Annotated in this window: 19 protein-coding genes; 12 read left to right on the forward strand and 7 right to left on the reverse strand. The window is 71.2% G+C overall.

Translation table 11 applies throughout. From position 1 onward, the window contains the following. Nucleotides 1-2: 2 nt before the first annotated feature. The gene (locus KBX00_RS23355) at nucleotides 3-3,566 is read right to left on the reverse strand and encodes an adenylate/guanylate cyclase domain-containing protein (RefSeq protein WP_210830221.1); all 3,564 of its coding nucleotides are present in this window, start codon (nucleotides 3,564-3,566) and stop codon (nucleotides 3-5) included. Between the two features lie 167 nt (nucleotides 3,567-3,733). On the opposite strand from KBX00_RS23355, the gene KBX00_RS23360 reads away from it, so the two are divergent. Next, nucleotides 3,734-3,943: a hypothetical protein gene (locus tag KBX00_RS23360; protein ID WP_210830200.1), complete on the forward strand. Its 210-nt coding sequence runs from the start codon at nucleotides 3,734-3,736 to the stop codon at nucleotides 3,941-3,943. A 75-nt stretch (nucleotides 3,944-4,018) separates the two neighbouring features. Here the strand turns inward: KBX00_RS23360 and KBX00_RS23365 are convergent, their stop codons facing one another. Continuing rightward, the gene (locus tag KBX00_RS23365; protein ID WP_164449224.1) at nucleotides 4,019-4,711 is read right to left on the reverse strand and encodes a Crp/Fnr family transcriptional regulator; all 693 of its coding nucleotides are present in this window, start codon (nucleotides 4,709-4,711) and stop codon (nucleotides 4,019-4,021) included. A gap of 263 nt (nucleotides 4,712-4,974) precedes the next feature. Between KBX00_RS23365 and KBX00_RS23370 the strand changes: the two genes are divergently transcribed. The 7 genes from KBX00_RS23370 (at nucleotide 4,975) to KBX00_RS23400 (ending at nucleotide 9,987) form a co-directional block, all read left to right on the forward strand. Then, nucleotides 4,975-5,472 carry a polyadenylate-specific 3'-exoribonuclease AS gene (locus KBX00_RS23370; protein ID WP_210830222.1) on the forward strand — a complete coding sequence of 166 codons (498 nt, stop codon included), beginning with the start codon at nucleotides 4,975-4,977 and terminating at the stop codon, nucleotides 5,470-5,472. Between the two features lie 107 nt (nucleotides 5,473-5,579). After that, a complete protein-coding gene (locus KBX00_RS23375) occupies nucleotides 5,580-6,074 on the forward strand; it encodes a pyridoxamine 5'-phosphate oxidase family protein (RefSeq protein ID WP_210830201.1) in 495 nt (164 codons plus the stop codon). Between the two features lie 156 nt (nucleotides 6,075-6,230). Next, nucleotides 6,231-7,259, forward strand: a complete 1,029-nt coding sequence (locus tag KBX00_RS23380; protein ID WP_210830202.1) for a 6-phosphofructokinase — start codon at nucleotides 6,231-6,233, stop codon at nucleotides 7,257-7,259. 70 nt (nucleotides 7,260-7,329) lie between these two features. Beyond that, nucleotides 7,330-8,148 carry a pyrroline-5-carboxylate reductase gene (gene proC / locus KBX00_RS23385; protein ID WP_210830203.1) on the forward strand — a complete coding sequence of 273 codons (819 nt, stop codon included), beginning with the start codon at nucleotides 7,330-7,332 and terminating at the stop codon, nucleotides 8,146-8,148. 226 nt (nucleotides 8,149-8,374) lie between these two features. Continuing rightward, a complete protein-coding gene (locus KBX00_RS23390) occupies nucleotides 8,375-8,725 on the forward strand; it encodes a DUF2203 domain-containing protein (RefSeq protein WP_210830204.1) in 351 nt (116 codons plus the stop codon). A gap of 168 nt (nucleotides 8,726-8,893) precedes the next feature. Further along, nucleotides 8,894-9,373 (forward strand): GNAT family N-acetyltransferase, encoded by a 480-nt coding sequence (locus tag KBX00_RS23395; RefSeq protein ID WP_307869059.1) that lies wholly within the window; start codon nucleotides 8,894-8,896, stop codon nucleotides 9,371-9,373. Beyond that, nucleotides 9,373-9,987 (forward strand): GNAT family N-acetyltransferase, encoded by a 615-nt coding sequence (locus KBX00_RS23400; protein ID WP_210830205.1) that lies wholly within the window; start codon nucleotides 9,373-9,375, stop codon nucleotides 9,985-9,987. Before KBX00_RS23395 ends, KBX00_RS23400 begins: the two co-directional genes overlap by 1 nt. A gap of 62 nt (nucleotides 9,988-10,049) precedes the next feature. On the opposite strand, the gene KBX00_RS23405 is transcribed toward KBX00_RS23400, so the two are convergent. The 5 genes from KBX00_RS23405 to KBX00_RS23425 all read right to left on the reverse strand — a co-directional run bounded on the left by KBX00_RS23405 (nucleotide 10,050) and on the right by KBX00_RS23425 (nucleotide 15,463). Continuing rightward, nucleotides 10,050-10,958, reverse strand: a complete 909-nt coding sequence (locus KBX00_RS23405; RefSeq protein ID WP_210830206.1) for a glycine betaine ABC transporter substrate-binding protein — start codon at nucleotides 10,956-10,958, stop codon at nucleotides 10,050-10,052. Between the two features lie 100 nt (nucleotides 10,959-11,058). Further along, nucleotides 11,059-11,934 carry a proline/glycine betaine ABC transporter permease gene (locus KBX00_RS23410; protein WP_210830207.1) on the reverse strand — a complete coding sequence of 292 codons (876 nt, stop codon included), beginning with the start codon at nucleotides 11,932-11,934 and terminating at the stop codon, nucleotides 11,059-11,061. Next, nucleotides 11,931-13,310 (reverse strand): glycine betaine/L-proline ABC transporter ATP-binding protein, encoded by a 1,380-nt coding sequence (locus tag KBX00_RS23415; RefSeq protein WP_210830208.1) that lies wholly within the window; start codon nucleotides 13,308-13,310, stop codon nucleotides 11,931-11,933. Before KBX00_RS23415 ends, KBX00_RS23410 begins: the two co-directional genes overlap by 4 nt. 822 nt (nucleotides 13,311-14,132) lie before the next feature. Then, entirely contained in the window at nucleotides 14,133-14,804 is a 672-nt protein-coding gene (locus tag KBX00_RS23420) for an NADPH-dependent F420 reductase (RefSeq protein WP_210830209.1), read from the reverse strand. Nucleotides 14,805-14,974: 170 nt separating this feature from the next. Beyond that, entirely contained in the window at nucleotides 14,975-15,463 is a 489-nt protein-coding gene (locus KBX00_RS23425; RefSeq protein ID WP_210830210.1) for a glutathione peroxidase, read from the reverse strand. Nucleotides 15,464-15,678: 215 nt separating this feature from the next. On the opposite strand from KBX00_RS23425, the gene KBX00_RS23430 reads away from it, so the two are divergent. The 4 genes from KBX00_RS23430 (at nucleotide 15,679) to KBX00_RS23445 (ending at nucleotide 20,564) form a co-directional block, all read left to right on the forward strand. After that, the gene (locus KBX00_RS23430) at nucleotides 15,679-17,307 is read left to right on the forward strand and encodes a glycosyl hydrolase family 18 protein (RefSeq protein WP_210830211.1); all 1,629 of its coding nucleotides are present in this window, start codon (nucleotides 15,679-15,681) and stop codon (nucleotides 17,305-17,307) included. A 213-nt stretch (nucleotides 17,308-17,520) separates the two neighbouring features. Continuing rightward, nucleotides 17,521-18,003: a hypothetical protein gene (locus tag KBX00_RS23435; protein ID WP_210830212.1), complete on the forward strand. Its 483-nt coding sequence runs from the start codon at nucleotides 17,521-17,523 to the stop codon at nucleotides 18,001-18,003. Between the two features lie 87 nt (nucleotides 18,004-18,090). After that, nucleotides 18,091-19,497, forward strand: coding sequence for a class II 3-deoxy-7-phosphoheptulonate synthase (locus tag KBX00_RS23440; protein WP_210830213.1), 1,407 nt, complete (start codon nucleotides 18,091-18,093; stop codon nucleotides 19,495-19,497). Between the two features lie 47 nt (nucleotides 19,498-19,544). Next, the gene (locus KBX00_RS23445) at nucleotides 19,545-20,564 is read left to right on the forward strand and encodes a low specificity L-threonine aldolase (RefSeq protein WP_210830224.1); all 1,020 of its coding nucleotides are present in this window, start codon (nucleotides 19,545-19,547) and stop codon (nucleotides 20,562-20,564) included. The last annotated feature ends 24 nt before the right edge of the window (nucleotides 20,565-20,588 follow it).

Here is a 20,588-nt window from a genome sequence, read left to right on the forward strand (position 1 = left end):
GGTCAGGAGGCGAGGATCTGCGCGGCGTCGTCGGGCGGGTGGGTCAGGGCGAGCAGGCCCGGAGCGGCGTTGCGGTGCGCGAAGGCGCGCAACTCGGCCAGGGGCGCGTCGGCCGCCGCGTGGTCGCCGGCGGCGGCCAGTTCGCGTACCGCGAAGGTCAGCGCCAGCATCCGGTCGGTGACGTCGGGAATGCCGGCGTAGATCTCGGCGGCGGCAAGGTGCAGCTCGGCGGCGTGCCGGTGGTTGTCGTCGAACCCGGCCAGCGCGCCGGTCACGGTCCGCAGCGCCGCCTCCGACCAGGGCGTACGGTGGCCGACCCGGTCGAGCATGGCGCGTACCCGGGCCGCGGGCTTGCGCCCGGCGAGGCTGGCCGCCCAGCCGGCCGCCGCGATCCACTCGCCACTGGCCAGCGCCGGCACCGCCGTCCACGACTCGGCCAGCTCGTCGACGAGCGCGGCGGCCTCGTCGAGGCGACCCTGTACCGCCCGGCACAACGCCCCCATCGCGAGCATCGTCCAGTGCAGCCGGTGGAAGCCGCCGCGTCGTGCGGTGTCCAACGCGGCGGCCACGTCGTCGCGCGGCGGCGCCCCGTCCGGCGCCCCGTCCGCGGGTGGGCCTGGCGGCACCGGCTGGCCACGCAGCACCAGCAGGCACGACCGCAGGCCGCGCACCTGCATGTCCCAGCTGCCGGTGGGGGTGTTCATGCAGGCCTCGGCGGCGGTGAGCAGCCGGTCGAAGTCGCCCTCGAACCAGGCGCGCGTCGCCTCACTCGAGTAACTGGTCGTCAGGGTCTGCCCGCTCGCGGTGCGTGCCGGGGCTGCTGCCAGCAGCGCGTCGGAGCGTACCCAGTCGCCCTCCTCGCAGACGGCGTAGGCGAGGTTCTGGGTGGCCCGGGGCAACGCGAGCAGCTGACCGGCCCGGCTGGACTCCACGATCGCGTACAACTCGTCGAGCCCCGCCCGCTCGCCGGCCTGGTACCGGGCGGTGGCCGCGGTGATCCGGGCGTTGGTGCGGATCTCGGTCAGCCCGAGCCGATCACCGATCGCCGCGGCCGTGTCGGCCGCCGCGACGGCCGGATCACGCTCGTAGTTGAGCATGTGCAGCCGCCCCAGCTCGGCGAAGGCGTCGGCCTTCTGCGGGCTGTCCGGCAGCGGGTCGAACAGCCGTACCGCCCGGTCCAGACAGGCCAGTGCCGCCGGCCGGTCGGCCCGCAGCCACGCCGCCTGGCCGAGCAGCGTCCAGGCCCGCGCCGCGCACGCCTCGTCGCCGTACGCGAGCAGCCGCTCGGCGAGCGCCTGCACCTGCTCCGGTCCACCGCCGGAGAGGAAGGCGTTGCCGTCGCGGTGAAACGAGATCTCGGTACTGAGCAGCTCCAACTGGAGCCGGCCCACCGGATCGGAGTCGTCGGCCAGGCCGAGTGCCCGCGCCGCATGGCCGGCGGCGGCGTCCAGCCCGTGCAGCGCGTACGCCCGGCGGGCCGCCCGGTGCAGCGCGGCCCGGGCCGGCGCGGCGTACCGGCGGGTCTCCATGCCCAACGAGCGGGCGATCTCGTGCGCCGCCCAGCGGTGGTGGGCCAGCACCTCGGCCAGGTCGGTGTCCCGGCTCTGCGACAGGGTGTCCAACCAGTCGGCGGTGCGCTCGTGCCGGGCCACCCGCTCGGTCCGGGGCAGCCGCTGGTAACACACGTCGCGGACCAGGACGTGCCGGAAGCGGTACTCAGGCTGACCGGCCATCGTGGAGGCGGCCTGCTCGTGGACGAAGTCCCGCTGTTCCAGCCGACGCAGGGCACGCTCGACGGACTCGACCGGCTGGCCGACGGCGGCGGCCACCGCGCCCGGCCAGAACTGCACCCCGACCACTGCGGCGGCCAGCAGCACCGCCCGGTCCTTGGCGTCGAGCAGGTCGACCCGGTTGGCGATGACCGCGTGCACGCTCTCCGGCATCGGCAGGTCCAGGTGTTTCTCCAGCGACCAGCCGCGCCCGGACTGCCGCAGCGCCCCCTGCTCGATAAGCATCCGGACGTACTCGTGGGCGTAGAGCGGATTGCCTCCGGCCACCTCGATCAGCGGGGTCAGCAGGTCGGCGGAGAACGCGGCCTGGCCGAACATGTGCGCGTACAACGCGGCGATGCCGGTGTCCCGCAACGGCGGCAGGGCGATGGTGACCGAACCGGTGATGGTCCCCGCCCAGCTCGGATCCCGGTCGACAAGCTCGGGGCGGGCGGTGCACAGCAGCAGCAGCGGCACGTCCCGGGCCGCCGCGCCCAGCAACTCCACGAACCGCAGCATCGCGTCGTCGGCCCAGTGCAGATCCTCGAAGACCAGCACGGTGGGGCGACGGGCCGCCAGCGCCAGCAGGAACCGCCGCCACGCCGATTCCGCCTCCTCCGCCGGCAACGGGTTGCCGGCCAGCCCGACCAGCGGACGCAGCGCGTCGACCACCCGGTCCCGCTCGGCGACGCCGACCAGCTCGCCGACGGCGGCGGTGAGTCGTTGCGCGGCGCTGACTGCCGGATCGGTGTCGAGGATGCCCGCCTCGGCCTTGACGATGTCGGCAAGCGCGGCGAACGTGACGTTCTCGCCGAACGGTGGACATCTGCCGATCCGCCAGGTCAGCGGCTCGTCCACCAGCCGACCGGTGTGCCGGTGCAACTCGCGGACCAGCCGGCTCTTGCCGATGCCGGCCCGACCGAAGACGGTCACCACCTGGGGTCGACGGTCGCGCAGGCTGCGGTGCAGGGCGTTGACCAGCATGCCCAGCTCGTGCTCCCGGTCGATCAGGGGGGTGGTATCCGGTTCCCGATCGGTGGGCTGTTGGCGTACGGCGGACCGGGCCAGCCACACCTCGGTCGGTGCCGAGCGGCCGCGCAGGGTGACGGAGGGCTGCTCGTCGTACCGGATGGTGTCCCGGGTCAGCGCGTGCGTGGTGCCGTCGACGAGCACCCCGCCGGGCGGTGCCGCCGACTGCAACCGGGAGGCGGTGTTGACCACGTCGCCGGCGACGATCGCCTGCCCACCGTCGCGGGCGGCGGCCACGTCGACGAGCGCCTCACCGGTAGCCACCCCGACCCGGAAGCGCAACCCGTCGGTGCCGGTCGGGGTGAACCGGGTCAGCACCCGCTGCAACTCCAACCCGGCCCGCACACACCGCAACGCGTCGGTCTCGGTGGCCACCGGCGCACCGAACAGCGCCATCACCGCGTCGCCAATGTACTTCTCCACCACCCCGCCGTACTGGCCGACCACCCGGCGGGCCGCGGAGAAGAAGCCGGTCTGCATGCCCCGGACCAACTCCGGGTCGGCCCGCTCGACGTACGGGGTGAAGTCGATCAGATCGACGAAGAGCACGCTGACCCGGCGGCGATCCTCCTGGTTGAGGGCACCCGGTCGGTCGGTGCCGGCCCGGGGTGCGCCGCAGGAGGTGCAGAAGGCCACGTCCGGCGCGAGGGGGCGCAGGCAGTGCGGGCAGACGGCACCGAGTTCCGCGCCGCAGCCACCGCAGAAGCGGTCGCCCTCGGCGGCGGTACGTCCACAGCGGTCACACTGCGCGGCGATGACACCCTCCAGTGGCCGGCCCCGGGCGCCCCGGGGCGCAGCATCGAGTATCGCCGTGCGGCGCACTGTCGGGTACCGGGCTGTTGGTTTGTGGACACTCAGCCGGGCAGGTCACCACGCTTCGGAACGGCTAGATTCAGGCAACCGATTCGTCGACCGCTGATCAGGGGGACAGCTCCATGGTGTACGTGATGCTGAAGAGTGACTGGACCGACGGAAACGGAGTCGCCCACTCCGCCGGTGACTCGGTGGACGTGGACGCCGCCACCCTCGCCCAGCTCCAGGCGCAGGGGATCGTCGGCGAGGTGCCCGGCGGTGGCAAGGACGGTACGGACTGGGTCGGACCGGGTGGGACGGACTGGGTCGGACCGGGCAGCACCAAGCCCTGACCGAACATTCGCGGGCGGCGCCGGGAGATCCTCCCGGCGCCGCCCGCGGTTATGTCCTGCCGCCCGCGGGGCCGCTCAGCGCTCGTTCATGCCGGCGCGGCGGCGCAGCGCGGGCACGTCGGTGACCACGATCCGCCGGCCCTCGGTACGCAGCCAACCCCGGCTGGCGAACGACCCGATCGCCTGGTTGACGCTCTGCCGGGAGCCGCCGGCCATCTCGGCGAGCTGGCTCTGGTTCAGCTCGATGGTGATCATCGGGGCCTGGCTCTCGCCGGCGAGCCGGACCAGCGTCTTGGCCACCCGGCCGGGCAGGTCGAGGAAGACGTGGTCGGCGTTCTGCTCGGTCAACCGGCGGATCAACGCACCGAGCGAGCGCATCACCGCGTCGAGGATGCGCGCGTTCGAGTGCACCAGCTCCATGAAGGCCGGCCGGGACAACGCCAGCGCGGCGGTGTCCTCGATCGCCTCGGCCGAGGTCGAGCGGGTCGAGGCGTCCAGCAGGGAGACCTCGCCCAGCACGTCCGGCGGTCGCATCACGGTCAGGATCGCCCGTTCGCCGGTGGGCGCGGTCCGGAACACGGCCACCGCGCCGCGCCGCAGGATGATCAGCGACTCGCCCGGGTCGTTCTCCACGAACAGCAGCTGACCCTTGCGGTAGGTGCGGGGCACCGCCGCGGCGACCACCCGCTGGCGCACCTCCGGCTCGAGCCCGGCGAACATGTCAACGCCGGTGAGCGCGTCGCCCGGCTCCGGCAGGCGCATCTCCACGGTCCCACCCCTCCCCGGTCAAGGACCCCAACTCGCTCACCGGGTGAGCCTGAAGGCCCTGACGAGGTGATCCGACACCCGTTCGGCGTCCGGCAGCGGTAACACATCAGATCATGACGGTCCGGTCGCGTGCTGTACACCCCTCAAATCACTTCCGTGACCGGTTCGAGCCGGGTCGTGACCTCGGTACGGGCGATGGAAGCGCTCCCGGTGTCGCCGACCCGATTCACAGGCCGCGGTGACCGTCGGCGAGGATGGTGCCGATGGTCTACCGCTACTTCTACGACTGTGAGTTCATCGAGGACGGCCGGACCGTCGAACTGGTCTCGATCGGCGTCGTCGACGAGTACGGCCGCGAGTTCTACGCGGTCTCCACCGAGTTCGACGGGTCCCGCGCGGTGCCCTGGGTGCGTCGCAACGTCCTGGACAAGCTGCCCTCCCCGGCCGACCGGGCGTGGCGGTCCCGCGAGCGCATCCGCGACGACCTGTACGAGTTCCTGGTCGAGCCGATCCGGGACCGGCCCGGCGAGGAGGTGGAGCTGTGGGCCTGGTACGCGGCGTACGACCACGTGGCGCTGGCGCAGTTGTGGGGCGCGATGCCGGCGCTGCCCCGGGAGATCCCCCGGTACACCAAGGAGTTGCGGCAGCTGTGGGACGACCGGGGGCGGCCCCCGCTGCCGAACGCCGCGGCGGCCCGACACGACGCGCTTGTCGACGCCCGGCACAACCTGGCCCGGTGGCGGGCGATGACCGGTTCGTGAGATCCGGTCTCTCGGTGGTTTGACCTGGGCCGTCCCGGGCACCGGGTTCGCCGAAGGGGCCGAGGCGAGGGAGTTGCCGGCGTGGGCAGGCGCAGGGGAGTACCGACGTGAGCGGCGGGGTGGTCGGCGGCCGGCCGGCTCGGGCCCGGATCACCGAGCTGGTCCGGGCCGCGCGGATCTGCATCATGACCACGATCTCCCTCGACGGTCGGCTGGTGGGCCGGCCGATGGTCCTGCAACGGGCGGAGTTCGACGGGCAGTTGTGGTTCTTCGCGTACGCCGGCTCGGCGACCGTCCGCCAGGTGCGGGTGAACCCGGAGGTCGAGCTGAGCCTGTACGACCCGCAGGAGCAGGTCTGGGCCTCGATCACCGGCAGTGCCCGGGACGACCACGACCCGGCGCGCGCCGCACGGCTGTGGCATCCGGGACTGGCCGCGTGGTTTCCGGACGGTCCGGCCACCGCCAATCTCACGCTTGTCGGCGTGCACCCCACGGCCGCGCGGTGCTGGGACGCCCGGGGCGACCAGGTCGAGCTGATCGGCCCGGTCGGCGCGGCGCGCGAAGGTGCCTCGCCGGTGGATCGCCAGCAGGACGGCTACTGATCGGTAGTGGGGCGCGGTGTCGGTCGTACCGGGCGGCGACTACAGTTCGTAGGGACGGCCCGCCCCGGGCCGGCAACGGTGCCGAGGTCCGCGCTGACACATATCCTGGGGCTTGATCGGGCTTGACCAGATGCTCCCCAGGAGGATGAGCAGATCATGCGTATCGGCGTGCTCACCGGCGGCGGCGACTGCCCGGGTCTCAACGCGGTCATCCGGGCGGTGGTCCGTAAGGGCGTCGCCAGCTACGGCCACGAGTTCGTGGGTTTCCAGGACGGTTGGAAGGGTCCGCTGGAGGGGATGTCCCGCCCGCTGGGCATCGCGGAGGTCCGCGGCATCCTGCCCCGGGGCGGCACGATCCTCGGCTCCTCCCGGACCAACCCCTTCAAGATCGAGAACGGCGTCGAGCGGATCAAGGACAACCTGGCCGCGCAGGGTGTCGACGCGCTCATCGCCATCGGCGGTGAGGACACCCTCGGCGTCGCCACCAAGCTTCACGAGCTGGGCGTCAACGTCATCGGCGTGCCGAAGACCATCGACAACGACCTCGGCGCGACCGACTACACGTTCGGGTTCGACACCGCCGTCAACATCGCCATGGAGGCGATCGACCGACTGCACACCACCGCCGAGAGCCACCACCGCACCCTGGTGGTCGAGGTGATGGGCCGGCACGCTGGCTGGATCGCCCTGCACGCCGGCCTGGCCGGCGGCGCGAACGTGATCCTGCTCCCCGAGCGGAACTTCGACGTCGAGCAGGTCGCCGGCTACGTCGAGAAGCGCTTCCAGCACCAGTACGCCCCGATCGTCGTGGTCGCCGAGGGCGCCCAGCCGCTCGAGGGCCAGATGGTCCTGCAGAACCAGGAGCTGGACGCGTTCGGGCACGTGCGGCTCGGTGGCATCGGCCAGTGGCTGGCCGAGCAGTTGGAGGCCAAGACCGGCAAGGAGGCCCGCACGGTGGTGCTCGGCCACATCCAGCGCGGCGGCACCCCCACCGCGTTCGACCGGGTGCTCGCCACCCGGCTGGGCCTGCAGGCCATCGACGCCGCTCACGAGGGCGACTGGGGCAAGATGGTCGCGATGCAGAGCACGAACATCGTCCGCGTCCCGCTCGCCGACGCCACCGCCGAGCTGAAGACCGTGCCGCTGGAGCGGTACGCCGAGGCCGAGGTCTTCTTCGGTAGCTGATCGTCTCTCCGGCGTCGCGGCCGGGCCGTCGGGCCCGCCGCGACGCCGGCCCACGAAGGGGGTACGCCAGGTGTCAGCCGGGGTGCACACCGTCGCGGTGATCGGCGCGGGCAAGATCGGTGAGTTGGTCCTCTCCGGGCTGCTGCGATCCGGCTGGCCGGCGGACCGCCTGCTGGCCACCGCCCGCCGCCCGGCCCGCGCCGAGGAACTGGCCGCCCGCTACGGCGTACGGGTGGTGGACAACCTCACCGCGGTGGACGAGGCCGAGGTGCTGGCCGTCTCGGTGAAGCCGCAGGACGCCGCCGCGCTGCTGGACGAGATCGGGCCGAAGGTGCCCCCCGGCAAGCTGTTGGTCTCGCTCTGCGCCGGCCTGCCGAGCAGCTTCTTCAGCCGCCGGCTGCCCGAGGGCACCCCGGTGGTGCGGGTGATGACCAACACCCCTGCTTTGGTGGACCAGGCGATGACCGCCATCTCGGCCGGCGCGCACGCCACCGGTGAGCACCTGGCGCTGGCCGAGGAGATGTTCAAGCCGCTGGGCGCGACCATCCGGGTGCCGGAAACCCAGCAGGACGCGGTGACCGCCCTGTCCGGTTCCGGCCCGGCCTACTTCTACCTGCTGGTCGAGGCGATGACCGACGCCGGCATCCTGCTGGGCCTGCCCCGCCAGGTGGCGCACGACCTGATCGTGCAGACGGCGATCGGGTCCGCGGTGATGCTGCGCGACTCCGGCGAGCACCCGGTGAAGCTGCGCGAGGCGGTCACCTCGCCCGCCGGCACCACCATCTCCGCCATCCGCGAACTGGAGAACCACGGCGTACGCGCCGCATTGCTGGCCGCCCTGGAGGCGGCCCGCGACCGCGCCCGCGAACTAGCCACCCAGGCCGAGTAACCCACCCCCTACCGGCCCCCCGCCCCGGGGCCCGCCTTGCCCGGGCTGGCGGCGCGGGTTGCGGTAAGTCGCGGTGTCCCGGTCGGGTTGAGGGTACGAGTTGCGGCGTCTCGCGCGGTGACAGGTGGTCGGCAGGCTCTCGGGACGGTAGCGGGCGCGGACACAGCGGCGGTCTGTTCAGCGGTGCCGGGTCGTTCCGGTGAGCGGGGTGGCGCATACTGTCGCGGTGTTCACTCTCGCTCAGGCCCGGCACCTGGTGGCCACCCTGCATCCCCGGATCGAGGAACTGATCCGGGTCCGGGCCGACCTGGCCGAGTTGCAGGCCGACCTGGCCGGCCACGGGCTCAGCGCACTCGGTGGTCGGGCCGAGGTCAAGGGCCTTGAGGCCCGGTTGCACGCGGTCCTCGACGAGATCCAGCAGCACGGCATCGAGGTCAAGAGCGTGGCACCGGTGCTGCTCGACTTCCCCGGTGAACGTGCGGGCCGACAGGTGCTCTGGTGCTGGCTGGAAGGCGACACCGACGTGCGCTGGTACCACCGCGCCGACTGCGGCTTCGCCGGCCGCCGCCCGATCTGACCCTGCCGCCTCGGTTGGGACCCGCCCCGCGCGTTCCCACCTGTGCCGCCGACTCGATCGGTGCGGAGCCCGCAATGATCCGGACGGTGGACGGATCCATCGACCGGCAGCGGGCGGTAGGGAGACGGCCGGTCGGGGCCGAGACGCGAAGGCGGCTAGTCTCTGCCGGTGAGCGACGTGCGGCGGGCGAACGTGGACGACGCCCGGGAACTGGTCCGGTTGCGGGCGGTCATGTTGGGTGCGCTGAGCGACGCACCGCCGGAGCCCGGCGAGTGGCAGCACACCGCCCTGCGTACGCTCCGGCAGCAGTTGCCGGACCCGGCGGCCGACCTCGCCGCCTACGTGGTGGATGCGCCGGGCCGACCCGGAATGCTCGCCGCCTGCGCGGTCGGCGTGGTCGACCTGCGGCTCGGCGGGCCGGTGGACCCGAGCGGCCGGTCGGGGTACGTGTTCAACGTGGCGACCGATCCGGCGTACCGCCGTCGGGGTTTCTCGCGGGCCTGCCTGGGTGCGCTGCTCGACTGGTTCGCCGGGCGCGGCGTGCGCACGGTGGATCTGAAGGCCAGCCCGGAGGGCGAACCGCTCTACCGGGAACTCGGCTTCCGTTCCACATCGATGCCCGCGATGCGGCGGGGCGGAGGGCTCTGATGTTCGCCATGGCGTTGGGTGAGGACGCCGAGCTGCGGCCGCTGAACCCGTGGCACGCCGAGGAGTTCCTGGCCAACCTGGACCGGGCCCGGCAGCACATCGCGCCGTGGGTGTCGCCGTCCTTCGTGGCCACCGACCTCGACGGGGCGCGGCACGTGCTCCAGCGCTACGCCGACCGGTGGGCCCGCGACGACGGCGGCATCTGGGGCATCTGGTCCGGCGGCACGCTTGTCGGCGGGGTGCTGCTGGTGTCGCTAAACGCGGCGTCCGGGGTGTGCGAGGCGGGTTGCTGGCTGGAACCGGCCGCCGAGGGCCGGGGTCTGGTGACCAGAGCTGTCGAAACGCTCATCGACTGGGTGCTCGTCGAGCGCGGGCTGCACCGGGTCGAGTGGCGCACCAACGCCGGCAACGCGCGCAGCATCGCGGTGGCCCGCCGGCTCGGCCTGCGGCGTGACGGCGTACTGCGCGAGGTGTTGCCCGGCCCGGACGGCCGGATCGACCTGGAGGTCTGGTCGGTGCTGGCCCCCGAGTGGCGGGCCCGACGCGCCGGCGTCCGGTCGGTACGGGACTCCGGCGGCGTGGCGGCCGAGAAAGGAATGGCGGCCGAGAAATAGATCAACCGCCGGTGCCGGGGCCGACATGCCCCGCCACCGGCGGCTGATCGCTCAGGGCCGAATCAGGAGGTGGCTACGTCCACCGTCGCGGCGTAGTCCGGGTTGGCCTTCAGCCACTCCTCGACGGCCTTCTCCTCGTCGTCCTTGTGCACGTTGAACATCAGGTCCTCGAGCGAGCCGAGCTGCTGGTCGTCCATCTTGAACTTCTTCAGCATCTCGGTGACCTCGGGGAAATCCGCGCCGAAGCCCTCACGGGCCAGCGTGGTGATCTCCTCGGCCCCGCCGAGCGTGCCCTTCGGGTCCGCCAGGTCCTTCAGCGGGTAGTTCGCGTAGGCCCAGTGCGGGTGCCAGAGGGTCACCACGATCGGCTTCTGGTCCTTGATCGCGCCGTCCAGCGCGGCCAGCATCGCCGGCGTCGACGACGTCCGCAGGGTGAGCTTGTCGGTCAGGCCGTACTCCGGGATGACCTTGTCCTGGGTGGCGGCGGTCAGGCCGGCGCCAGCCTCGATGCCGATGATCTCGCCGTTGAACATGTCGGCGTTGCCGGCCAGATCCTCAAGCGAGTTGACATCGCTGACGTACTCCGGGACGGCGATGCTCAGGCTGGCGTTGTCGTACCAGACGCCGATCTTCTCGATCTTGTCGCCGTACCGCTCCATGTAGTCGGCGTGCGTCTGCGGCAGCCAGCTGTCGAGGAAGAGGTCGATGTCCCCCGTCGACAGACCCTGGTAGACGACCCCCGCCTCGACGTTCTGGACCTCGACGTCGTAGCCCTTCTCCTCCAGCAGGTTCTTCCAGAGGTAGGAGGCGGCGATGGCTTCGTCCCAGGCCATGTAGCCGATGGTGATCTGCTTGTTGTCGCCGGCGGAGTTGCCGGAGTCGCCGTCGTCGCCGCAGGCGGCGACGCCGGTCAGCGCCAGGGCGGCGGTGGCCGCCAGCGCGACCCGGCGCACCAATTTACTGCTCCACATGTGGAGTTTCCTTCCCTTGTTGCGATCAACCGGCGGAACTCGCGGTAGCGAGGCAGGGCGCCGGCCACGGTGACTTCCCCGCGTGGGTCAGGACGGAGGGTCAGGCCTGTTGCATGGCGCGTTGCGCCTTCGCCGAGGCGGTACGCGCGCCTATCGAGTCGGTGAGGCGGTCGAGCACCACCGCCAGGATCACCACGGCGATGCCGCCCTCGAAGCCCGCGCCGACCTGGGCCCGGAAGAGTGCCGTCGTGATCACCTCACCGAGACCGCCGGCACCGACCATCCCGGCGATGACCACCATCGACAGCGCCAGCATGATGACCTGGTTGACGCCGGTCATGATGGTGGGCAGGGCCAGGGGCAGCTTGGTCCGCAGCAGGATCTTCCACGGCGAGGCGCCGAACGCCTCGCCGGCCTCGACGACCTCGCGGTCGACCTGGCGCAGGCCCAACTCGGTCAGGCGTACCCCGGGCGGCATGCTGAACACCACGGTGGCCAGCGTGCCGGGCACGACGCCGACGCCGAAGAAGAAGATGGCCGGGATCAGGTAGACGAACGCGGGCATCGTCTGCATCAGGTCGAGCACCGGCCGGACGACTGCCGAGGCACGGCGGCTCTCCGAGATGACGATGCCCAGGGGTACGGCGAGCAACAGGGCGATTCCGCTGGCCACCAGGACCAGCGCCAGTGTGCTCATGGTCTGGTCCCAGATCGGCATCCCGGCGACCAGGCCGAGCCCGAGCGCGGTACCCAGGCCGAACTTCCAGCCCCGCAGCCACCAGCCGAGGCCGGCGAAGATCAGCACCATGACGATCGCCGGGGGCGCGGTCAGCAGGTCCACCAGCGGCTCGACAAGCGACTCGACGGTGGCGGCGATGCCCTCGAAGAGGGTGGAGAGGTGCTCCCGAGACCAGTCGACGCCGGCCTGGAACGCGTCGCCGAACCGGACGTACGGCAGCAGGTCGGCGCTGTTCATGCGGACCCTCCCGTCAGGCGGACCGATGGTTCGGCAACCACCTGGGCCGGCACCTCCGCTGTCGCGTTGCCGTTCTCGGTCGGTGCGGTGCCGGCCGCTCCGACAGCCCGGGTCGGATCGGCGGTCGGTGCCGTGCCGGCTTCGTCGGCAGGCTCGGGTGTGGCGGTGGTCTCGCCGGTGTCGGCGCTGAGGCTGCCCAGGGCGCTCAGCAGGGTGACCCGCGGAATCACGCCGGCGAGCCGCCCGGCCGGGTCGACCACGGCGACCGGCGCCGGGCTCTGGGCGGCGGCGGCGAAGATGTCGGCCACCGGCGTCGTGTCCTCTACCGTGCGGACGTGGTCGGTCGAGACGATCTCCTGGAGGTTCTTTCGTCCGTCCCGGACGGCCTGGGCGGCGGCGTCCGCGGTCACGGTGCCCAGGTACCGCTTGTCGCGGCCGGTCACGTAGACGGCTGACGTCTGGGTCTCGCGCAGCACCCGGGCGGCCACCCGTGGACCGGAGTCGACGTCCACGACGCCGAGCGGTCGCTCCATGACCGCGGACGCGGTGAGGATCCTGGTCCGGTCGACATCGGCGACGAACTGGGCGACGTAGTCGTTTGACGGGTCGGTGAGGATCTCCTCGGCAGTGCCGATCTGGACGATCCGACCGGCCCGCATGACCGCGATGCGGTCGCCGAGGCGCATCGCCTCGTTGAGGTCGTGCGTGATGAACACGATCGTCTTGCCGAGTTCGGCCTGTAGCTCGATCAGTTGGTCCTGCACCTCGCGGCGGATCAGCGGATCGAGCGCGGAGAACGCCTCGTCCATGAGCATGATGTCAGTGCCGGCAGCGAGCGCGCGGGCCAGACCGACCCGCTGGCGCATGCCGCCGGAGAGCTCCTGCGGCAGCTTGTCCGCCGAGCCGTCGAGGCCGACCATCCGGAGCGCCTGCAGTGCCTTCTCCCGGCGCTCGGCGCGTGGCAGGCCCGCCACCTCCAGCGCGTAGCCGGCGTTGTCCAACACCGACCGGTGCGGCTGGAGCGCGAAGTGCTGGAAGACCATGCTGATCTTCTCGCGGCGCAGCTTGCGCAGCGCGGCCGGCTTGAGCTTGGTGATGTCGACCCCGTCGATCTCGACCGTGCCGTGGGTGGGGGACAGCAGCCCGTTGAGCATCCGGATCAGGGTGGACTTCCCCGAGCCGGACAGACCCATCACCACGAAGATCTCGCCGCGTCGGACCTCGAAGTTCGCGTCGACGACCGCGGTCGTGACCCGTAGCCCGGCCAGCTTCTCGTCCCCGTCCGGGCTGTTCCGGAGAATCTCCATCGCCTTGTCGGCGCGGTTCCCGTAGACCTTGTATAGGGATTTCACTCTGAGTGCGGACACGGTCTCCATCCATGGGGCATACGGCACGACGCCTTTCTCAGGCGACGTACGCAGGCGCGAATCTGATCGACAATCTGTCCTGCCGTGGGCCTGCCGAAATCAGGACAGCCCAGGTGAGCGAGCCTCGACCCTACCCGAGAGTTTTCTGTGAACGGCAACCCCGTGGCCCGGTCAGTTGGCGCCTCGTTACATGAGAGGCCAGTGATGATGGCCGATGTTGTTCCGGATGGACATTGGCGACCGGCGTGGAATTGTGGTACTGAGGACCGAGTGGCTGAGGCGCCCTCCGGCGCCTGACACTCCGGACGTGCTGGTCCATATCGACACCGGAATGATCACGCTTTGCCGCCATGGCAATCCGAATGGGTTCTTCGCCTGTGTTGGCTCCTGCCGTCCGCCGAGGCCGGTCGTGCCGTTTTCTTCGTTGGCGGCACATCGTTCCTCGGTGTGTTCCGCGCCTCGGTCTGGCGGCTCGTCTCGTGCCCGTCATGTCTGGCCGGCGTGATAATTCACGGAATCTACATGGAATCTCCATGGGACCGAGACGGAATCTCCATGGGATCTACACGACCCGACTGCGCCTGATTCCGGAGAACGGCGGAACCGGAAACTGACGAATCTCGACCACGCCGGAATGGTTACTCGGGGGTGCGGGTGGGATCCCGGCGGCGACCTCGTGGCGGCGGTGCCCGGCTGTCCGACGCCACCTGGACCCGCCTCCGCCGCTGCCTCCCTCGACCCGGAACCGCCCCGCCTTTCACGGCCCATGGCCGGGCGGGTTGCCCGGCACGCACAGCCGGAGACGACGCCGGGTGTCGGAGTGCGGCCGGGTCAGCCGGCGTCGGCGAGGGCGGCGCGCAGCACGCCCGCGCCGGCCGGCGTCTCCCGTTCCCGGTTCGCCGGGTCGGCGGAGTAGATGACGCCGTAGGCCGGGGTGTCCGGCTGGAAGCGCCAGCTGTCGGCGAGCGTGCCCGCGTCCACCGTGTCGTAGCCGATCCGGTCCAGGAAGTCGGTCACGATGGCCTTGGCCCCGGGGTCGTCGCCGGCGATCGGCAGCGCGCTGCGGTCGGCGGTGTCGCCGGGCCGGGCCAGGGTGAGCAGGTGCTTGAAGAAGATGTTGTTGAACGCCTTCACCACGTGGGACTGAGGCAGGTGGCGTTGCAGCAGCTCGCTGCTGGTGACGGCGCCCTCGTCCAGCTCGGGGATCTGGCCGTCCCGCTGCGGGTAGTAGTTGTTGGTATCGATGACGACCTTGCCGGCCAGCGGCTCGGCCGGCACGGACCGGTACGACCTGAGCGGAATGGTGACCACCGCCAGGTCACCGGCGCGGGCTGCCGCCTCCACGGTGCCGGCGCTCGCCTGCGCCCCCAGCTCGTCGACGAGGTCGGTCAGAGTCTCCGGCCCGCGTGAGTTGCTCAACACCACCTCGTACCCGGCGTTGACGGCCAAGCGCGCCACCGTCCCTCCGATGTGCCCGCTGCCGATCAACCCCACCGTCGCCATACCACACCCCTCACCGAGCTGGCCTGCCCCGAACCTTCCCTCGCTCCGCCGTTCCCCCACCGGCTCGTCGATCATGCAGTTTCTGTCGCTCCAAAAGTGTGCGAAAGCCAGAAAAAGGTGGCCACAACTGCAAGATCGACGAGTGGGGGTGGGGGTGGGGGTGGGGGTGGTTAGGCGGGGAGGGTTTTTTCGAGGGTGGTGCGGAGGGTGGGGTCGTCGGGGGTGACGGTGGGGGCGAAACGGGCGGCGACGGAACCGTCGGGGGCGACGAGGAACTTCTCGAAGTTCCAGCGGACGTCGCCGGTGTGCCCGTCGGCGTCGGCGGTGTCCACCAGGGCCGCGTACAGGGGGTGGCGGTCGGCACCGTTGACGTCGACCTTCTCCGTGATCGGGAAGGTGACACCGTAGTTGACCTGGCAGAACTCGCTGATCTCCGCCGCACTGCCCGGTTCCTGGCCGGCGAACTGGTTGCACGGCACGCCGAGCACGGTCAGTCCCCGGTCGGCGTACTCGTCCTGGAGGGCCTGCAGGCCCGCGTACTGCGGGGTGAGACCGCAGCGGGAGGCAACGTTGACGATCAGCAGCGCGCGGCCGCGGTACTGCGCGAGGTCGGCCGGACCACCGGCGAGGGCGCCCATCGGAATGTCGAAGACGGTCATGCCTCCGAGGCTAGCGCCGGGCCGATGAGCGCGGGCGATGCGGGTGCCGGTGAAGTTACCGATCGGTACCCGGCCCTTGACCGGCGGTGATGCCGGAGGGGGTCGCATCTGGCCTCCTCGCCCAATCGATACATCGACATCTTGACGAAGTGGTGGCGTGTGAGTAGCGTCTCCTCATCATTTTGGAAAGTTTCCTAACTGTTTGGAGACGCCACATGAAGAGATCGCTTCGCCGGGCCCTCTGGGTCGGCGCCGTGGTCGCGGTGACCGTCGCCACGGTCCCGATGGCCTCGGCGTTCGGCGCCGGAAGCGTGACCGCCTCGTTCACCCGGGTGTCGGACTGGGGGACCGGTCACGAAACGCGGGTCACCATCACCAACGGGTCGGACGCCAGCGTCAGCACCTGGCGTATCGAGTTCGAGCTGCCGTCGGGCACCAGCATCGGCAGCTTCTGGGACGCCGACGTCACCCGCAACGGCAACCGCTATGTGGCGGTCAAGAAGAGCTGGGCCGGCGCGCTGGCCCCGGGCGCCTCCTTCAGCTGGGGCTACAACGGCACCGGCGGGTACCGGGCGCCGCTGAACTGCACGATCAACGGCGCGTCGTGCGGCGGCGGCAGCACGCCGCCGACCACCACCGCACCGCCCACCACGACCCCGCCCACGACCACGCCGCCCACCACCACGCCTCCGACGACGACGCCACCGACCACCACGCCGCCGAACCCGGGCGCGCGGAAGGTGGTCGGCTACTTCGCCCAGTGGGGCGTCTACGCCCGCAACTACCACGTGCGGAACATCCACACCAGCGGCTCGGCCGCGAAGCTGACCCACATCCTCTACGCCTTCGGCAACACCACGGGCGGCCGGTGCACCATCGGGGACAGCTACGCCGACTACGAGAAGGCGTACACCGCGGCGGAGAGCGTCGACGGCGTCGCCGACACCTGGGACCAGCCGCTGCGCGGCAGCTTCAACCAGCTGCGCAAGCTCAAGAAGATGTACCCGCACCTTAAGGTGATCTGGTCGTTCGGTGGCTGGACCTGGTCCGGCGGCTTCACCCAGGCCGCGCAGAACCCGGCCGCCTTCGCCGAGAGCTGCTACAACCTGGTCGAGGACCCGCGCTGGGCGGACGTCTTCGACGGCATCGACATCGACTGGGAGTACCCGAACGCCTGCGGGCTGACCTGTGACGCCAGCGGCCCGAACGCGTTCAAGAACGTGGCCAGCGCACTGCGTAGCCGGTTCGGCTCGAACAACCTGGTCACCGCCGCGATCACCGCCGACGGCAGCAACGGCGGCAAGATCGACGCGACCGACTACGCCGGTGCCGCCACGCACCTCAACTGGATCATGCCGATGACGTACGACTACTTCGGCGCCTTCGCCCCGCAGGGCCCCACCGCCCCGCACTCGCCGCTGTACTCGTACTCGGGCATCCCGCAGCAGGGCTTCTGGTCCGACGCGGCGATCCAGAAGCTCAAGAGCAAGGGCATCCCGGCCAACAAGCTGCTGCTCGGCATCGGCTTCTACGGCCGGGGCTGGACCGGGGTCTCCCAGTCCACGCCGGGCGGCACCGCCACGGGGCCGGCGCCCGGCACCTACGAGCAGGGCATCGAGGACTACAAGGTACTCAAGAACACCTGCCCGGCCACCGGCACCGTCGGCGGCACGGCGTACGCCAAGTGCGGCAGCAACTGGTGGAGCTACGACACCCCGTCGACCATCGGCGGCAAGATGACGTACGCCAAGAACCAGGGCCTCGGTGGCGCCTTCTTCTGGGAGCTCTCCGGTGACACCAGCAACGGCGAGCTGATCGGCGCCATCAAGGGCGGCCTCGGCTGAGCCGACGGTCGACGCACCACCCACACGACGGGGAGGGGCCCCGCACCGGCCCCTCCCCGTCCGGCGTGCCCGCCTGCGGTAGAGCATCGCGCTGGTCGACAAGGGCCCTCCGCCGCCGAGGCGATGACCGGGGGCCCTGCCCCGCGCGAGGGGCAGGTGTGGCAGACTCGCCGATCAACCGCGTGTCGATGTCCGGCGTCGAGGGAGGCAGCGATGCGGTATCCGTACCGGCGGTCGGCCGCCACCGCGGCGCTGCTCGCAACCGGAACGTTCGCGCTGGTCGGCTGTGGGCTCGTCGGCGGTGAGCCCGAGGCGGAGCAATCCGGACGGGCGCCGGCCGAGGAGGCCATGCTGAAGTCCCGCGAGCGGGTCCAGGCGTACCTGGACGCGATGGTCGCCAAGGACGTGGCGGCCGGTCGCAGCCAGCTCTGCGCGGTGCTGCACGAGGCATTCGACGCCGCCGCCACCGAGCCGAACGGTGACTTCGCCGACCACTTCGAGGTGTCGAAGTCCGAGATCACCGACATCCGACCCGGCCCGTCCGGGCAGGAGGTCAGCACCGCGGTCACGGTGACCGTCGGCAAGAAGAAGGCCACCCGCCCGCTGCTGTTCACCGTCACCCGCGACGGACTCGACTGGTGCATCTCCGACGAGCGGCCCGGCGGGCACAGCCCCGCCCCGGCACCCACACCCTGACCTGCGCCACCGTCGAGGGTCGTCCATCTGCCGGAACCCGGCCCCTCGCCGGTCGCCCACCCGGCTGGTCGCCGTACGCTGAATGCCATGCGCCATGAGTGGCATCAGTTGAGTCATCCCGCCGTGGGCAGCCCGGTGTTGCAGACCAGCCGCCCGACCGTCGACTCCGCCGAGGACGAGGCTTTCGGCCTGGACCGTTGGCGGGATCTGCCGCGCGCCCAGACCCCACCGTGGCCCGACGCGGCCCAGGTCGCCGAGGTCTGCAAGGTGCTCGACACCGTGCCGTCGGTGGTCGCCCCGTACGAGGTCGATCAGTTGCGTCAGCGCCTGGCGCTGGTCTGCGAGGGCAAGGCGTTCCTGCTCCAGGGCGGTGACTGCGCGGAGACCTTCGCCGACAACACCGAGAGCCACCTGCTGGCCAACGCCCGCACCCTGCTGCAGATGGCGATCGTGCTGACCTACGGCGCGTCGTTGCCGGTGGTGAAGGTGGCCCGGGTGGCCGGGCAGTACACCAAGCCCCGGTCGCTGCCGACCGACGCGCGGGGCCTGCCGGCCTACCGCGGCGACATGATCAACTCGCTGGAGACCACACCGGAGGCGCGGGTCGCCGACCCGCAGCGCATGATCAGGGCGTACGCGAACTCGGCCGCGGCGATGAACATGTTGCGTGCCTACCTGGCCGGCGGCCTGGCCGACCTGCACGCGGTGCACGACTGGAACAAGGGCTTCGTGCGTAACTCCCCGGCCGGCGAGCGATACGAGGCGATCGCCCGGGAGATCGACCGGGCCCTGGCGTTCATCCGCGCCTGCGGGATGACCGACGACGAGGCGTTGCGCACGGTCACCCTGTACTGCTCGCACGAGGCTCTCGCGCTGGAGTACGACCGGGCGTTGACCCGGGTCTCCGGTGGCCGCCCGTACGGGCTCTCCGGGCACTTCCTGTGGATCGGTGAGCGCACCCGGCAGATCGACGGCGCGCACATCGACTTCATCTCCCGCATCGCCAACCCGATCGGGGTCAAGCTCGGCCCGACCACCACTCCGGACGAGGCGATCGAGCTCTGCGAGAAGCTGAACCCGGACAACGTCCCCGGCCGGCTCACCCTGATCAGCCGGATGGGCAACCACAAGGTCCGGGACGCGCTGCCGCCGATCGTGGCGAAGGTGACGGCCGCCGGCGCCAAGGTGGTGTGGCAGTGCGACCCGATGCACGGCAACACCCACGAGTCGTCGAACGGCTACAAGACGCGCCACTTCGACCGGATCGTCGACGAGGTGCTGGGCTACTTCGAGGTGCACCGTGGCCTGGACACCCACCCGGGCGGTCTGCACGTCGAGCTGACCGGCGAGGACGTCACCGAGTGCCTCGGCGGTGCCCAGGGCATCGCCGACCTCGACCTGCCCGACCGCTACGAGACCGCCTGCGACCCCCGGCTGAACACCCAACAGTCGCTGGAGCTGGCCTTCCTCGTCGCGGAGATGCTCCGTGGCTGAGCTTGCGAGCCCCGCAGTCGGCGGCCGAAAGGACTACGGTGCCTGATCTGATCGACCTGCGTTCGGACACGGTGACCCGGCCCACCGCCGCGATGCGGCAGGCCATGGCCGGTGCCGAGGTGGGTGACGACGTCTACGGCGAGGATCGGACGGTCAACGCCCTGGAGGCCGAGGTCGCCGCGATGTTCGGGCACGAGGCGGCGTTGTTCTGCCCGAGCGGCTCGATGGCCAACCAGATCGCCCTGCAACTGCTGGTATCGCCCGGCGCGGAGCTGCTCTGCGACGCCGACGCGCACGTGGTCACGTACGAGATGGGGGCGGCCGCCGCGTACGGTGGGGTCACCTCGCGGACCTGGCCGCCGGTGGGCGCCCAGGTCGACGCGGATGTGGTGGCCGCCATGGTGCGTCCCGACGGCTACTGGGCGGTGCCGACCCGGGCGATCGCGGTGGAGCAGACCCACAACCGTGGCGGCGGCGGGGTGATTCCCCTCGACACGCTGCGCGAGCTGCGCCGGGTCGCCGACGCCGGGCAGTTGGCGCTGCACTGCGACGGTGCCCGGATCTGGCACGCCCACGTCGCCGACGGGGTGCCACTGGCCACCTACGGTGCGTTGTTCGACACCCTGTCGGTCTGCCTGTCCAAGGGGCTCGGCGCGCCGGTCGGCTCACTTGTCGTGGGCGCCGCCGACCTGATCGAGCGGGGCCGGGTGATCCGCAAGCGGATGGGCGGTGGGATGCGTCAGGCCGGCATCCTGGCCGCCGCCGGCCGGCACGCGCTGGCCCACCATGTCGACCGGCTCGGCGAGGATCACGCGAAGGCGGCCCGACTGGCGGAGGCGGTCGCTCCGTTCGGGGTGCTGGCCACCACGGTACGCACCAACATCGTTCCGCTGGACCTGACCAAGGCTCCGCTGGACGCACCCACGCTGGCCGCCGCCGCCCGCGCCGAGGGCGTACTGATCTCGGTGCTCGGCCCCCACACCGCCCGCCTGGTCACCCACCTGGACGTCACCGACACCCAAGTCGACCACGCCGCCACCACCCTCACCCACATCCTCCGCCGCTAACCCACCCACCCACCCCCCCCCCCC

Source organism: Micromonospora sp. C95 (assembly GCF_018070465.1).
GTDB lineage: Bacteria > Actinomycetota > Actinomycetes > Mycobacteriales > Micromonosporaceae > Micromonospora.